This is a genomic window from Kitasatospora sp. NPDC001132 (assembly GCF_053598415.1).
Map to the genome: position 1 here is coordinate 67,477 of NZ_JBSFKF010000033.1, position 14,106 is coordinate 81,582.

Here is a 14,106-nt window from a genome sequence, read left to right on the forward strand (position 1 = left end):
CGTGCCCCGCGGACCCCGTCCGACCGGGCGGAGGTCCGCGGGACGCGCCCGACGGCTCAGCCTCCGCTGCGGGCGCGCGGCACCCGCTGGCAGCGGGGGCAGAAGTAGCTGGAGCGGTTCATCCAGGCCGCCCGCCGGATCGGGGTGCCGCAGCGCCGGCAGGGCTCCTGCTCGCGGCCGTAGGCGTCGAGGTCCCGGGAGAAGTAGCCGCTCTCGCCGTTCACGTTGACGTAGAGGCTGTCGAAGCTGGTGCCGCCGACGGCGAGCGCCGCGGTCATCACGTCCCGGGCGTTGGCCAGCAGCAGCAGGGCCTGCGGGCGGGTGAGGGTCGCGGTCGGGCGGTCGTAGTGCAGCTTGGAGCGCCACAGCGCCTCGTCGGCGTAGATGTTGCCGACGCCGCTGATCAGGGTCTGGTCGAGCAGGGCGCGCTTGACGGTGGTCCGCTTGGCGCGCAGCGCAGCCGCGAAGACGGCGTCGTCGAAGCGCGGGTCGAGCGGGTCGCGGGCGATGTGCGCGATGGACACCGGGGTGCCCTCCGGGTCCCCGTCCTCGGCCTCCTCGACCGCCAGGCCGCCGAAGGTCCGCTGGTCGACGAAGCGCAGTTCGCGCCCGCCGTCGCCGAAGCGCAGCCGCACCCGCAGGTGCGTCTCGTCGGGTACGGACGGGTCCTGGACGAGCAGTTGGCCGCTCATCCCGAGGTGGCCGATCAGCGAGAAGCCCGCGCCCGTCCCGGCCAGCGGCACCCACAGGTACTTGCCGCGGCGCTGCGCGGTGCCGAGGGTGGTGCCGGTGAGCCGGGCGGTGAAGTCGGCCGCGCCGGCCGGCTGGCGGCGCACCGCGCGCGGGTGCAGCACCTGGACGTCGGCGACGGTCCGCCCGGCCACCCAGTTGGCCAGACCACGGCGGACGACCTCGACCTCGGGAAGTTCGGGCACGGGAACACGCCTCCTGCTCGGTACGGATCAGCAGGAGTGAAGGCTACTTCGAGGTCATGCCCCGGCGGGCAGCCGGTCGGCGTACTTCTCCTTGATCGCGCGCCAGGCGCTCTCGGCGGCCTTCTGCTCGGCCTCCTTCTTCGAGCGGCCGACGCCGCTGCCGAAGTCCTCGCCGGCCACCCGGGCCGCCGCGGTGAAGGTCTTCTCGTGGTCCGGACCGGACTCCATGACCACGTACTCCGGCACGCCGATGCCCACCGAGGCGGTGAGCTCCTGCAGGCTGGTCTTCCAGTCCAGGCCGGCTCCCAGCTGAGAGGACTCCTCGATCAGCGGGTCGAACAGCCGGTGGACGAACTCGGTGGCCGCGTCCAGTCCCCGGTCCAGGTAGACGGCGCCGATCACGGCCTCGACGGTGTCGGCGAGGATCGACGACTTGTCGCGGCCGCCGGTGCCCTCCTCGCCCTTGCCGAGGCGGATGAACGCGCCGAGGTCCAGACCGCGGCCGACGTCCGCCAGCGCGCGGGAGTTGACCACCGCGGCGCGCAGCTTGGCGAGCGTGCCCTCCGGGACGTCCGGGTGGACGCGGTAGAGGGTGTCGGTCACCACGAGGCCCAGCACCGAGTCGCCGAGGAACTCCAGGCGCTCGTTGGTGGGCAGCCCGCCGTTCTCGTACGCGTACGAGCGGTGGGTCAGGGCACGTACCAGAAGGGCGCGCTCGAGTGTGTACCCGAGGCGCCCTTCCAGGACGTCGTATTCGGTCGAAGCCGGCCCGCCGGCCTTGCCGCCTCCCGAAGAACCCTTCGGGGTGGTGGTCGCCTTGCGGGTGGAGTTACCGTCCGACATCGATCCGTACACCCCGCCGATCAGACCGAGAGGACCTGGCGACGGTTGTACGTGCCGCAGCTCGGGCACGCGATGTGGCCCAGCTTCGGCTCGTGGCAGCGGTCGCACGCCACGAGGGCCGGAACGACGGCCTTCCAGTTGGACCGGCGGTGGCGCGTGTTGCTGCGCGACATCTTCCGCTTCGGAACAGCCACGGCTACTTCTCCTGGTTCTCGGCGAGACCCTCACGGGTGTCGCTGTTCTTAGATCCGTCACCCTCGTCGCCGGGGGCGGCGGAGAGTCCCTGCAGAGCCGCCCACCGGGGGTCGACGGCATCGTGGTGGTGCGCCGGGTCGTCGCTCAGGCGCGCTCCGCACTCGGAGCACAGGCCCAGGCAGTCTTCCTGGCACACCGGCTGCAGCGGCAGTGCGAGCACCACCGCGTCACGCAGCACCGGCTGGAGGTCGAAGAAGTCGCCCTCCAGACGGTAAGTCTCTTCTTCCGAGTCCTCGTCGAGGTCCTCGGTCCCGGTCGTCCGGGCGCGGTGGCGCTCGTCGGACTCCGGGTAGTAGTACAGCTCCTGGAAGTCCACGTCGATGTCGAACTCGACGGGCTCCAGGCACCGGACGCACTCGCCCTCGACGTGGGCCTCGGCGGTGCCGGTGACCAGCACGCCCTCGACCACGGACTCCAGGCGGAGCTCCAGGTCGATCGGGCTCTTCTCCGGCACGCCGATGACGTCGATGATCCCGAAGCCCTCGGGGGCCTCCAGGGTCCGGCTCACCTTGCGCATCGAGCCCGGACGCCGACCGAGCTCGTGCGTGTCGAACACGAGGGGGTCGCGGTGGTCGAGGCGGTTCACGGTGTCCTGACTTCCTGGGGAATCTTCGGTGGCGTCTCCGCCCGGACCGGCGTTGCGAGGGCAAGCCGACAGCCGGACATGGAGGGGCCGGAGTGGTCAGACTACCGGAGTCTCCCGCCAGGCCCAACTTCGGTCCCGTCAGGAGACTCCCGCACCGCCGTGCCGGGGCCGGTTCAGCGGCCGCCGAGCTCCCGCAGCCTGGTCATGTCGATCATGCTGGTGTCGAAGAAGCTGGTCTCGTCCAGGCCCTGCCCCTGGCCCTGGCTCTGCCCCTGCTGCTGGCCCTGCTGCTGGTGCGGCACGGCCGGCGGCGCGGTGGGCTGCTGGGGGTAGGTGTAGCCGTCGTACGGCTGCGCGGCGTAGCCCGGCTGCTGCTGGGGATAGCCTCCCCCGGCCTCCGGCCCGGCGTGCCCCCATGCGCCCTGCTGGTCCTGGTAGCCCTGCTGCTGGTAGCCGCCCTGCTGCTGGCCCCACTGGGTGTTGTACGGGTCGCCCTGGCCGGCCGGGTCGTAGCCGCCGCCGTACACCTCGACGTACTGCCCGCCCGGCTGCTGGGCGGCCGCGTACTGGTCGGCGCCGGGGGCCTGCCAGTCGGCCGCGGCCGGGGTCTGCTCCGGCCAGGTCTGCTGCTGCGGGACGTCCTCGCGGTACCAGGCGATGTCGTCGCCCTCGGGGTCGTGGGCGAAGCCCGCGGCCACCGCCTCGGCCCGCTCCTTGGCCTGCTGGGCCTGGTCGGCGGCGGCGAGGTAGGCGCCCAGCTCGTCGATCGGACGCTTGCCGAGCAGCTTGTCCCGGCCCTTGCCGACGGCCTCCAGGGTGGCGCCGAGCACGTTCTCCAGGGTGGCGAGCTTCACATCGACGTACTCGTCGACCTCGGGGCTCGGGCTGATCCGCTGCGGACGGAACTCCTCGCCGTCGCTCTCGGCGTCCTGCTCGGTCTCGAAGACGCTGGAGTCGCCGCGCAGCTTGGTGCGGCCGCGGCCGACCGCGCCCAGCGTCTTGGTCAGCACGACCTCGAAGTTGGCGAGCTTGCTGTCCACGTAGTCGTCGGCCTCGGCCCGCTTGGCGTCGACCTCGGCGCGCGCCTCGGCGAGGATCCGGTCGGCCTCGGCCTGGGCCCGGCGGACCACCTCGGTGTCCGAGATCAGCGAGCCGCGCTCGGCGTGCGCGCCCTGGATGATCCGCTCGGCCTCGGCCTGGGCGCCCGCCACCACCTGCTCGTGGTCGGCCATCACCGACTGGGCCTGGGCCAGTTCGGCGGGCAGCGCCGACTTGAGGTCGTTGAGCAGGCCGATCAGCTCGGCCCGGTTCACCACGCAGGAGGCCGACATCGGCATCGAGCGGGCGTTCTCGACCGCCGCCACGATCTCGTCGACCTTGTTCTGCACGTCCACGGGGGCTTCGTCTTTCCGTGTGCCGCCGACGGTCCGGCGGAGGCAGGCCCGACGCGGTGGACCTCACCGCAGGGCAGGAATACAGACTGTACGGCCACTGCCGGGCACGGTCACAACGCCTCAGCCGAACCGGTCTGCCGCCCGCGGGACGATCCGTGACGAACCGGCAGGAAAGGGACGGGCGGCGGACTACTGCTGGGCCTTGCGCTCCGCGATCCGCTCCACCAGCCGGCCGTGCACCGTCGCGGGCAGCAGGTGGGAGACGTCGCCGCCGTACGAGGCGACCTCCTTGACCAGCGTCGAGGAGAGGAAGCTGTACGTCGGCGAGGTCGGCACGAACAGCGTCTCCACCCCGGTCAGACCGTGGTTCATCTGGGCCATCTGGAGCTCGTAGTCGAAGTCGCTGACGGCGCGCAGGCCCTTGATGATCGCGGGGATGCCGCGCTCCCGGCAGTAGTCCACCAGCAGGCCGTGGTGCGACTCGACCACCACGTTCCCGAAGCCGGCGGTGACCTCCTCGATCAGGCCGATCCGCTCCTCGACGGTGAACATGCCCTGCTTGTTCCGGTTGATCAGGACCGCGACGTGCACCATGTCGTACAGCTTCGAGGCCCGCTCGATGATGTCGAGGTGGCCGTTGGTGATCGGGTCGAACGAACCGGGACAGACGGCTCGGCGCATGGCGTGTGTGCTCCCTCGTGGGGTGACGGCTGCTGCGGGCGGCGGCCCGCTACTCCTGCTCGCCGGCCGCGGCGGCGCGACCGTACCAGAGCGTTCCCTCGCCGTAGCGGCGGGAGCGGAGCTCCTCGAAGCCCTCGGGCCAGTCGAAGCCGCCGCCGCGGGTGCTGCGCTCCACGGTGACGAGTGCGTCCTCCGTGAGCCAGCCCCCGGCCAGGAGTGTGATCAGCATCTCGCGGACCTCCTCGTCCGTCACCACGTACGGCGGGTCGAGGAAGACCAGGTCGTACGGGCTCTGCGGAGGCGGGCCGGCGATCACCTTCTCGGCCCTGGCCGCCCGCACCTCGGCGCCGGGCAGGCCGATCGTCCGGACGTTCTCCCGGATCACCCGGGCCGCCTGGGCGTCCGCCTCGACCAGCAGGACGTGCTCGGCGCCGCGCGACAGCGCCTCCAGCCCGACCGCGCCCGATCCGCCGAACAGGTCCAGCATCCGGGTTCCGCGCACGGTTCCGTGCAGCGCCTCCAGGGTGGAGAACATCGCCTCGCGGGCCTTGTCGGAGGTCGGTCGGGTGCCCCGGCCGGGCGGTACGGCCAGCCGGCGGCCGCCGGCCGCCCCGGCGATCACGCGGGTCATGGTGGTGGGAGGTCCTTTCGTCGCTGCCCGACCACGCTATCCCGCCCCGCCCCGCGGGGGCGCGCCGGTGCCGGACCGGTGCGGCACCGGCGGGACGCTCCCGCCGGTGCCGCACCGTCACCCACGGGTGGTCAGCTCGCCTCGGAGTCCGCCGCCCGGGCCGGGGTGCTCGCGCCGAGCAGGGCCGGCGAGGCGTAGCGGGACCAGGACAGGCAGCCGTCGGGCGGGCAGAACTCGGGGCGGCGCGGGTCGTGCCCGAGCTCGCGCAGCTTGGTCCGGACGGAGTCGGGCGTGCGGCCGAAGCGGGCGGCGATCCGGGCGACGGTCTCGCCGTCGTGGAAGCGCCGGACCAGCTCCTCCTCGTGCTGCGGCACCCAGGGGGCGCCGTGGCCGGGGTACAGCTCGCGCAGCACGTCGCGGTCGGGGATGGGCTCGGAGACGTCGGCGACGATCGCCAGCGCCCGCAGCGCGCGGTTGAGCGCGATCCGCAGCGAGGCGACGTCCTCGACCGGCAGGCGGAGCCGGCCCGAGGCGAGCGGTGCGGCGGCCGCCCCCTCGCGCCAGCCGGTCAGGGTGAGGGTGACTTCGCGGTCGTCGTCGCTGGCGAGTTCGATCCGGAAGACCTTGTCGCCCAGCGGGAGCTCGTTGAGATGACGGAATGCCATGGCATGACCCCCAAGTGTCGTGCCAGGTACGCACCTTGGAGGTGCGCCCTGAACACCTTCATTCTCTCCCGGGGGTCTGACAATCCGGCTCCGCCGGAACGGCTCAGCCCTTCTCCATGTAGGCCGCGCGGTCCTCGTCGAGCAGGCTCTCCAGCGCGGTGCGCAGCTCCGGGTGGGCGGCGAGGTCCGGGTCCTCGGCGACCAGCCGGGTGGCCTCGGTGCGGGCGGTGAGGATGACCTCCTCGTCCTCCAGCACCGAGAGCACCTTGAGCGAGGACTTCACCCCGGACTGCGCCTGGCCCAGCACGTCGCCCTCGCGGCGCTGTTCGAGGTCGATCCGGGACAGCTCGAAGCCGTCCAGGGTGCCCGCCACCGCGTCCAGCCGGGCCCTCGCGGCGCTGCCCCCGGGCATCTCGCTGACCAGCAGGCACAGGCCCGCCGCGCTGCCGCGGCCGACCCGTCCGCGCAGCTGGTGGAGCTGGGAGACGCCGAAGCGGTCGGCGTCCATGATGACCATCGCGGTGGAGTTGGGGACGTTGACGCCGACCTCGATCACCGTGGTGGCGACCAGCACGTCCACCTCGCCGGCCGCGAACCGGCGCATCACCTCGTCCTTGGCCTCCGGTGCGAGCCGGCCGTGCAGGATCTCCACCCGCAGCCCGGCGAGCGGCCCCCTGACCAGCTTGTCGGCCGTCTCCACCACCGAGAGCGGGGGCCGCCGTTCGTCGCTCGCGGCGCCCGCGTCGGCGACCTCCTCGAAGTCCTCCTCGGCGGCCCTGCGGCGCTTCTTCCCGGCGTCGGCGGCGGGCTCCTCGTCCCCGATCCGGGGGCAGACCACATACGCCTGGTGGCCCTTGGCGACCTCCTCGCGGACCCGCTCCCAGGCCCGGGTGAGGAAGTTGGGCTTCTCCAGGGCCGGGACGACGTGGGTGGAGATCGGCGAGCGGCCGGCCGGCAGCTGGTCCAGGACGGAGGTCTCCAGGTCCCCGAAGACGGTCATCGCGACGGTGCGCGGGATCGGGGTGGCGGTCATCACCAGCAGGTGCGGCGGCTGTTCGCCCTTGGCGCGCAGCGCGTCCCGCTGCTCGACGCCGAAGCGGTGCTGTTCGTCCACCACGACCAGGCCGAGGTCCTGGAACTGCACCTTGTCCTCGATCAGCGCGTGGGTGCCGATGGCGATCCCGGCGTCCCCGCAGGCCATGTCGAGCAGCGCCTGGCGGCGGGCGGGCACGCCCATCGAGCCGGTCAGCAGCACCACCCGGGTGCCGAGGTCGGAACCTCCCAGCATGCCGCCCTCGGCGAGGTCCCCCATCATCTCGACGATCGAGCGGTGGTGCTGCTGGGCGAGCACCTCGGTGGGCGCCAGCAGCACCGCCTGGCCGCCCGCGTCCACCACGGCGAGCATGGCGCGCAGGGCGACGAGGGTCTTCCCCGAGCCGACCTCGCCCTGGAGCAGCCGGTGCATCGGGTGCTCGGTGGCCAGGTCGGCGGCGATCTCGGCGGAGACCTTCTGCTGGCCCTCGGTGAGGGTGAACGGCAGCCGGGCGTCGAACGCGTCCAGCAGACCGCCCTCGCGGGCCCGGCGCGGCTTGGCGGGCAGGGCGGAGTCGGCGGCCCGGCGCTGGGCGAGGGCGACCTGCAGCACGAAGGCCTCGTCCCAGCGCAGCCGGCTCTGGGCGCGCTCGCGGTCGGCGTGGCTGCGCGGGCGGTGGATCAGCTCCAGCGCCTCGGGCAGCGGGATCAGGTCGTGCCGCTCGCGCAGTTCGGCGGGCAGCGGTTCGCCGACGTCGCCGAGGTGCTTGGTGAGCGCGGTCTCGATGCAGATCGACAGCTTCCAGCTGGGCATCTGCGCGCTGGCGCCGTACACCGGGATGAGCCGGCCTGCGAACTGCCGTGCCGCGTCCGACCCGGCGTCCTCGTCGAGCAGCTGGTAGTCCGGGGAGACGAGCTGGCGGGTCCGGTTGAAGACCCCGACCTTGCCCGCGAACAGGCCCTGGGCGCCGGCCTTGAGCTCCTTCTGCCGCCAGCCCTGGTTGAAGAAGACCAGCGAGAGCCGGCTGCGGCCGTCGGTGACGACGACCTCCAGCCGGTCGCCCTTGCGCCCGCGGAACGGGATCAGGGTGACCTTCTCGATCCTGGCCAGCACGGTGACGTGCTCGTCGACCTCCAGCTCGTCCAGGCTGGTGAGCTGGCCGCGTTCGACGTAGCGGCGCGGATAGTGGTGCAGCAGGTCCCCGACCGTGCGCAGCTTGAGGCTGTCGGCGAGCACCTTCGCGGTGCGGTCGCCGACGAGCTTGGTCAGTGGTTCATCGAGAGCGCCCATCAGGCCCCTGTCTACACCACCGGACGGACAGAACGGCGCTGGTCGCCCGCCCGTCCGCCTCCGGGGCGGAGCTACTCGACCCCGATGAGGAGCGGCGCCGGTTCCTGGCCGCCGTGGAAGACCACCGCGTCCACCTCGGGCCGCCGGTGCCGGACGTGGGCGACGAGCCGTTCGGCGAGTGCCTCGTCGGCGCCCTCGCCGAGGATCAGGGTGACGAGTTCGCCGCCCGCGCCGAGCATCCGGTCCAGCACGCTCTCGCCGACCTCGGCCAGGCCGACGCCTATCACCGCGACGTCGCCGTCGATCAGCCCGAGCACGTCCCCGGCCTGGCAGACCCCGGCCATCGTCCAGGACTCCCCCTCGGCGACGGCCAGCTCGGCGTACCGGGTGGCCCCGGCGGCGGAGGTCATGGCGACCACGTCCTCGTCGAAGCGGCGGCCGCCCTCGTGCACCGCCAGCGCCGCCAGTCCCTGCACCGGCGAGCGGGTGGGCAGGACGGCGATCCGCACCCCCTCCTCGCGCAGCTGGTCGGCGGCGGCCCCGGCGGCGGCGCGCAACTCGGGGTCGTTGAGCAGCAGGACGACCTCGCGAGCGGCCGAGCGGCGCACCGCGGCGGCGAGTTCGGCGCTGGCCGGCGGGCGGTCCGGGTCGGCGTGCAGGACGACGGCGCCGGCCTGCTCGCAGAGCTCGGCCAGGCCCTCGCCGGAGACCACCGAGAGCACCGCCCTGGCCCGTTCCTCGCGCTCGCCGGGCTCGGCGGCGCTGCCGGAGCGGGCGGCGGCCTCGGCGAAGTGGGTGATCCGGATCTGGTGCGGGCGCCCGGCCTCGACCCCGGCCTCCACGGCGGCGCCCGCGTCGTCCACGTGGACGTGGACGTTCCACAGGCCGTCGCCGCCGCCGATCACCAGCGAGTCGCCGAGTTCGCCGAGCCGCGCGCGCAGCGCGGGCAGCGCCTCGTCGGGGGCGTCCAGCAGGTAGATGACCTCGAAGGCGGGGTGGCCGGGGCCGGGCGGCCTGAGGTGGGTCTCGCAGCTCTCGACGGCCCGGATGTCACCGCGCAGAGCGACCGGCCCCATCGGCTGCTGCCCGGCGACGGCGTCGGCGAGCGCGCCGAGGACGGCCACCAGGCCTCGCCCGCCGGCGTCCACCACTCCGTTCTCGGCCAGCACGGCGAGCTGTTCGGGGGTGTGCCGCAGCGCGTCCCGGGCGGCCCGGTAGGCGGTGTCGGCGACCTGGGCAAGCCCGTCCCCGGCCCGTACGGCCTCCCGGGCGGCGACCCGGGCGACGGTCAGCAGGGTGCCCTCGACGGGCTCCGCGACGGCCTGGTACGCGGAGTCGGCGGCCCGCTGCAGGGCGGCCCGCAGCTGTTCGGCGCCGCCGCCCTCGGCCAGCGTCTCGGCGGTGCCGCGCAGCCACTGGGCGAGGATCACCCCGGAGTTGCCGCGGGCACCGACCAGTGCGCCGCGGGCCATCGCCCGGACCGCGTCGGCCAGCCCGGGGGCCGGGTCGGCGGCGGGGTCGGCGAAGCGGCTCTCCACCTCGGCGGCGGCGGACTCGACGGTCAGGTAGAGGTTGGTGCCGGTGTCGCCGTCCGGGACGGGATAGACGTTGAGCGCGTCGATCTCCTCGCGGGCCTGGCCGAGCGCGCGGAGGGCGAGCTGGCACCAGGTGCGCACGGCCGGGGCGTCGAGCGTGTGCAGCACCAGGTCTCCTCCGGATGGGACGCCGACATGGCCGGGCAATGAACGGCGAGGGGTGATACCGGCAGGTTATCGGGGCCGGGGTGGGGTCGTCCGGACCGGCGACCGGAGCGATCACTCGGCCGGTCATGGTAGTTTCGTGGGACGGAAGCAAGCGTTGTATGCTCTTCCGGTTGCCTGGAACCGTCCAGGCTCACCCCCTTGTCCGGTCTGGTTCACGTGAGTGTTCTGGTGGTTGAGCGGGGTTTTCGAAAGTATCTGATCTGAAGTCTTGGAGTGACTCCTGTGGCTGCCAACTGCGACGTCTGCGGCAAGGGGCCGGGCTTCGGCAACAGCATCTCCCACTCTCACCGCCGTACCCCCCGTCGTTGGAACCCCAACATCCAGACGGTGCGCGCTGTGATTGGGCGGACGCCGAAGCGGCTCAACGTCTGCACCTCGTGCATCAAGGCCGGTAAGGTCTCGCGCTGACGCGCAGACCGGCAAGCCGGTCCTCCAGTGAGCCGGTTCATCCTCGGATGAGCCGGCTTCGCTGTTTCCGTGGCCGGCTACGCCGATTTCCGGACTCACCAGTGGTGGGCGGACTCCATCCAGGAGCCCGCCCACCTCTGTTTTCCCGGGTTCCTCAGCGCCAGCGCCAGGCGTGGTCGACCGGGCCGATGCCGGCGCCCAGGGCGAAGCCCCCGGCGATCGCGCCGGTGATGTACTCCTTGGCCGAGGCCACCGCCCGCGGCAGCGGCTCGCCCTTGGCCAGGCCGGAGGCGATCGCGCTGGCCAGGGTGCAGCCGGTGCCGTGGGTGTGGCGGTTGTCGTAGCGCGGCGCCCGGAACCAGTGCACCTCGTCCGGTCCGCCGTACAGCAGGTCGGCGGCCTCGCCCTCCAGGTGGCCGCCCTTGACCAGCGCCCAGCGCGGCCCGAGGTCGACCAACGCCTTGGCGGCGTCCAGCATCTGGGACTCGTCCTCGACGGTCAGCCCCGTGAGCTGGGTCACCTCGTGCAGGTTGGGGGTGGCCAGGGTGGCGACCGGCAGCAGCTTCTCGCGGACGGTCGCGACGGCCTCGGCGACCAGCAGCGCGTCCCCGTGCTTGGAGACCCCGACCGGGTCGACCACCACCGGGGCGTCCACCCCGGCCAGCAGTTCGGCGACGGTCTCGACGAGTTCGACCGAGGCGAGCATGCCGGTCTTCACGGCCTGCACCCCGATGTCGTCCACCACACTGCGGAACTGTGCCCGGACGGCCTCGGCGGGCAGCTCCCAGTAGCCCTGGACGCCGAGCGAGTTCTGCGCGGTGACGGCGGTGATCACGCTCATGCCGTGGACGCCGAGGGCGAGCATCGCCTTGAGGTCGGCCTGGATGCCGGCGCCGCCGCCGGAGTCGGAGCCGGCGACGGTGAGCACGCGGGGGGGTGCGGTGGAGGACATGGCCCCAACCTACCCGCGCGGTCTCAGAGCACCGCCTCGGACTCCGCCCAGCGGTCCCGCGGCACCGTCTTCAGCCGGGTCACCGCCTCGCCGATCGGCAGCAGCTCGATGCCGGTCCGGCGCAGCGCGGTGAAGTGCCCGAACGCCCCCCGGTGGACGGCCTCCACGGCGTGCCAGCCGAACCGGGTGGCGAGCACCCGGTCGTAGGCGGTCGGGGTGCCGCCGCGCTGGACGTGGCCGAGGATGACCGGGCGGGCCTCCTTGCCGAGCAGGTTCTCCAGCTCGTGGGCGAGCCGGGTGCCGATCCCGCCGAAGGTCCGGTGGCCGTACTGGTCGACCTCGCCGTGGTCGAAGCGCATGGTGCCGGGCACCGGGCAGGCGCCCTCGGCGACGGCGATGATGGCGAACTTCTTCCCGCGCGCGAAGCGGTCCTCGATTATCCGGGCCACCGCCTCGATGTCGAAGGGCTTCTCCGGGATCAGGATGCCGTGGGCGCCGCCGGCCATGCCCGCGGTGAGGGTGATCCAGCCGGTGTGCCGGCCCATCAACTCGACCACCATGACGCGCTGGTGGGACTCCGCGGTGGTCTTCAGCCGGTCGATCGCCTCGGTCGCGACGTGGACGGCGGTGTCGAAGCCGAAGGTCATGTCGGTGGTGTCGATGTCGTTGTCGATGGTCTTCGGCACCCCGACCACGGGCAGTCCGGCGTCGCCGAACAGCTTGGCGGCGGTCAGCGTCCCCTCGCCGCCGATCGCGATCAGCGCGTCGATGCCGATCCCCCGGGCCAGTGTCTTGGCGTTCTCCACCGCCCAGGCGATCCGGTCCCGCCGCACCCGGGCCGAGCCCAGGATGGTGCCGCCGAGGGTGAGCAGGCCGGTGACGTCGTCGTGGGTGACGGTCCTGGTGCGGCCCTCGATCAGTCCGAGGAAGCCGTCCAGGATGCCGACGATCTCGTCCCCGTGGACGTCGGTGCCCCGGTGCACCACCGAGCGGATCACCGCGTTGAGGCCGGGGCAGTCGCCGCCGCTGGTCAGTACACCGATGCGCATCTGTGGTGTGCTCCCACTCGCAGTGGTTCGGACCATCCGCGCCGGACGGGCGGCTGGGATGGCGCAAGCCTACGCACAACGCACCCGCGAATCCCGTCCCCGCACACCGGAGCGTCACGCGCCGTCCGCCGTACGGGGATCCAGGAGGAGCGCCCGTTACTCGGCGAAGTGGTCCCAGCCGCCGACTCGGTCCCAGGGTGCGCCGTCGACCGTCACCCGGCCGCTGCGGCTGCCCGTCGGGCGGCCGGTCACCTCGCCCACCACCCGCCAGCGGGCCGGGAGTTGGACCCCGCGCGGGAAGGTGGCCACGATCGCGTGGTCCTCGCCGCCGGAGAGCACCCAGACCAGCGGGTCCACTCCGACCGCCTGGCCGATGTCGGCCATCTGCGCCGGGACGTCGAAGTCGGCGGCCTTGAGGTCGATGTCCACCTGGCTGGCCCGGGCCACGTGGCCGAGGTCGGCGACCAGCCCGTCGCTGACGTCGATCATCGAGGTCGCGCCCAACTCGGCCGCCGCCGGGCCCGCGTGGTACGGCGGTTCGGGTCGGCGGTGCGCCTCGACGAAGGCGCGCGGGGAGCGGAAGCCGCGCTGGAGCACGGTCAGCCCGGCGGCGGACCAGCCGAGCCAGCCGGTCACCGCGATCACGTCGCCGACCTGTGCGCCGGAGCGCGTCACCGCCGCACGCCCCTGGAGGTCGCCGAGCGCCGTGATGGCCAGCGTGACGGTGTCGCCGCGCACCACGTCGCCGCCGACCACCGTCGCCCCGGCCACCTGGCACTCGTCGCGCAGCCCGTCCATCAACTCGGTCGCCCAGGTGGTCGGCAGGTCCGCGGGGGCGACCAGGCCGAGCAGGATGGCGGTCGGCACCGCCCCCATCGCGGCCACGTCGGCGAGGTTCTGGGCGGCGGCCTTGCGGCCCACGTCGTAGGCGGTGGACCAGTCCCGGCGGAAGTGCCGGTTCTCGATCAGGACGTCCGTGGTCGCCACCACCCGGCCGTCCGGTGCCCGCACCACCGCGGCGTCGTCACCCGGGCCGAGGTCGACCGCATCGGTGAGCGGTACCCGGGCGGTCAGCTCCCTGATGAGGCCGAACTCGCCGAGCTCGCCCACGGTCCCCTGCATCTGCCGTCCTCTCGCGTTTCCATCCGAATCGGCCCCCGTCGCGCTCCCCCGCGCGCAGCGTACGCCCTTCCGGGGCCCCGGGGTCTCCCCTCCCCGGCCCGCTGCGGGGTAGCGTGGTGATCAGACTGCCGGTGAGCCCATCCACCCACACGCCTGACCGGGTGCTCACGGCGGCGATCCCCCCTTGAACCGGCCGCCGGGAGGTCCCCGTGGTACAGGCATACATCCTGATCCAGACCGAAGTTGGGAAGGCCACCTCCGTGGCCCAGACCGTTTCCGAGATCCCGGGCGTGCTCACCGCCGAGGACGTCACCGGCCCGTACGACGTGATCGTCAAGGCCGAGGCCGGGACGGTGGACGAGCTGGGCCGCATGGTGGTGGCCCGGGTCCAGAAGGTCGAGGGCATCACCCGCACCCTCACCTGCCCCGTGGTGCACCTCTAGGGCCCGTGGGCCGGGGCGGGCCGGCGCACCGGGAGCCCGGGCGCGTAAGGCCCGGT

General features: G+C 73.1%; 15 protein-coding genes. 2 read left to right on the forward strand and 13 right to left on the reverse strand.

Features of this window, described 5'->3' with window-relative positions; all coding sequences use genetic code 11:
* Positions 1-56: 56 nt before the first annotated feature.
* The 10 genes from mutM to ACWDBE_RS31800 form a co-directional block, all read right to left on the reverse strand.
* Positions 57-935, reverse strand: a complete 879-nt coding sequence (gene mutM / locus ACWDBE_RS31755; protein ID WP_449809687.1) for a bifunctional DNA-formamidopyrimidine glycosylase/DNA-(apurinic or apyrimidinic site) lyase — start codon at positions 933-935, stop codon at positions 57-59.
* Positions 936-989: 54 nt separating this feature from the next.
* Positions 990-1,778 (reverse strand): ribonuclease III, encoded by a 789-nt coding sequence (gene rnc, locus ACWDBE_RS31760; RefSeq protein ID WP_449791298.1) that lies wholly within the window; start codon positions 1,776-1,778, stop codon positions 990-992.
* Between the two features lie 20 nt (positions 1,779-1,798).
* The gene (gene rpmF / locus ACWDBE_RS31765; protein WP_030056747.1) at positions 1,799-1,972 is read right to left on the reverse strand and encodes a 50S ribosomal protein L32; all 174 of its coding nucleotides are present in this window, start codon (positions 1,970-1,972) and stop codon (positions 1,799-1,801) included.
* 2 nt (positions 1,973-1,974) lie between these two features.
* A complete protein-coding gene (locus tag ACWDBE_RS31770; RefSeq protein WP_392883830.1) occupies positions 1,975-2,619 on the reverse strand; it encodes a YceD family protein in 645 nt (214 codons plus the stop codon).
* Positions 2,620-2,792: 173 nt separating this feature from the next.
* Positions 2,793-4,013: an ATP synthase F0 subunit B gene (locus ACWDBE_RS31775; RefSeq protein ID WP_449791297.1), complete on the reverse strand. Its 1,221-nt coding sequence runs from the start codon at positions 4,011-4,013 to the stop codon at positions 2,793-2,795.
* A 189-nt stretch (positions 4,014-4,202) separates the two neighbouring features.
* Positions 4,203-4,694, reverse strand: a complete 492-nt coding sequence (gene coaD / locus ACWDBE_RS31780; protein WP_449791296.1) for a pantetheine-phosphate adenylyltransferase — start codon at positions 4,692-4,694, stop codon at positions 4,203-4,205.
* A 49-nt stretch (positions 4,695-4,743) separates the two neighbouring features.
* Complete coding sequence (rsmD, locus tag ACWDBE_RS31785; RefSeq protein ID WP_392883834.1) at positions 4,744-5,325, reverse strand: 16S rRNA (guanine(966)-N(2))-methyltransferase RsmD; 582 nt, start codon at positions 5,323-5,325, stop codon at positions 4,744-4,746.
* Between the two features lie 131 nt (positions 5,326-5,456).
* On the reverse strand, positions 5,457-5,990 hold the full coding sequence (locus ACWDBE_RS31790) for a hypothetical protein (RefSeq protein WP_449791295.1): 534 nt from the start codon (positions 5,988-5,990) through the stop codon (positions 5,457-5,459).
* 103 nt (positions 5,991-6,093) lie between these two features.
* Entirely contained in the window at positions 6,094-8,313 is a 2,220-nt protein-coding gene (gene recG, locus ACWDBE_RS31795; protein ID WP_449791294.1) for an ATP-dependent DNA helicase RecG, read from the reverse strand.
* A gap of 71 nt (positions 8,314-8,384) precedes the next feature.
* The gene (locus ACWDBE_RS31800) at positions 8,385-10,016 is read right to left on the reverse strand and encodes a DAK2 domain-containing protein (protein WP_449809688.1); all 1,632 of its coding nucleotides are present in this window, start codon (positions 10,014-10,016) and stop codon (positions 8,385-8,387) included.
* 282 nt (positions 10,017-10,298) lie between these two features.
* On the opposite strand from ACWDBE_RS31800, the gene rpmB reads away from it, so the two are divergent.
* Positions 10,299-10,484 carry a 50S ribosomal protein L28 gene (gene rpmB / locus ACWDBE_RS31805; protein ID WP_014138233.1) on the forward strand — a complete coding sequence of 62 codons (186 nt, stop codon included), beginning with the start codon at positions 10,299-10,301 and terminating at the stop codon, positions 10,482-10,484.
* Positions 10,485-10,638: 154 nt separating this feature from the next.
* Here rpmB and thiD read toward each other — a convergent pair whose 3' ends face one another.
* The 3 genes from thiD to ACWDBE_RS31820 all read right to left on the reverse strand — a co-directional run bounded on the left by thiD (position 10,639) and on the right by ACWDBE_RS31820 (position 13,607).
* A complete protein-coding gene (thiD, locus tag ACWDBE_RS31810) occupies positions 10,639-11,436 on the reverse strand; it encodes a bifunctional hydroxymethylpyrimidine kinase/phosphomethylpyrimidine kinase (protein WP_392883839.1) in 798 nt (265 codons plus the stop codon).
* Between the two features lie 23 nt (positions 11,437-11,459).
* Positions 11,460-12,485 (reverse strand): ATP-dependent 6-phosphofructokinase, encoded by a 1,026-nt coding sequence (locus ACWDBE_RS31815; RefSeq protein WP_449809689.1) that lies wholly within the window; start codon positions 12,483-12,485, stop codon positions 11,460-11,462.
* A gap of 156 nt (positions 12,486-12,641) precedes the next feature.
* On the reverse strand, positions 12,642-13,607 hold the full coding sequence (locus ACWDBE_RS31820; RefSeq protein WP_392883842.1) for a thiamine-phosphate kinase: 966 nt from the start codon (positions 13,605-13,607) through the stop codon (positions 12,642-12,644).
* A 209-nt stretch (positions 13,608-13,816) separates the two neighbouring features.
* Between ACWDBE_RS31820 and ACWDBE_RS31825 the strand changes: the two genes are divergently transcribed.
* On the forward strand, positions 13,817-14,050 hold the full coding sequence (locus ACWDBE_RS31825; protein ID WP_449791291.1) for an Lrp/AsnC family transcriptional regulator: 234 nt from the start codon (positions 13,817-13,819) through the stop codon (positions 14,048-14,050).
* The last annotated feature ends 56 nt before the right edge of the window (positions 14,051-14,106 follow it).

Excerpts from the sequence above, each read along its gene's own strand:
- rnc (WP_449791298.1), bottom strand. The coding sequence starts at position 1,778 with ATGTCGGACGGTAACTCCACCCGCAAGGCGACCACCACCCCGAAGGGT.
- coaD (WP_449791296.1), bottom strand. The coding sequence starts at position 4,694 with ATGCGCCGAGCCGTCTGTCCCGGTTCGTTCGACCCGATCACCAACGGC.
- rsmD (WP_392883834.1), bottom strand. The coding sequence starts at position 5,325 with ATGACCCGCGTGATCGCCGGGGCGGCCGGCGGCCGCCGGCTGGCCGTA.
- ACWDBE_RS31790 (WP_449791295.1), bottom strand. The coding sequence starts at position 5,990 with ATGGCATTCCGTCATCTCAACGAGCTCCCGCTGGGCGACAAGGTCTTC.
- recG (WP_449791294.1), bottom strand. The coding sequence starts at position 8,313 with ATGGGCGCTCTCGATGAACCACTGACCAAGCTCGTCGGCGACCGCACC.
- thiD (WP_392883839.1), bottom strand. The coding sequence starts at position 11,436 with ATGTCCTCCACCGCACCCCCCCGCGTGCTCACCGTCGCCGGCTCCGAC.
- ACWDBE_RS31815 (WP_449809689.1), bottom strand. The coding sequence starts at position 12,485 with ATGCGCATCGGTGTACTGACCAGCGGCGGCGACTGCCCCGGCCTCAAC.
- ACWDBE_RS31820 (WP_392883842.1), bottom strand. The coding sequence starts at position 13,607 with ATGCAGGGGACCGTGGGCGAGCTCGGCGAGTTCGGCCTCATCAGGGAG.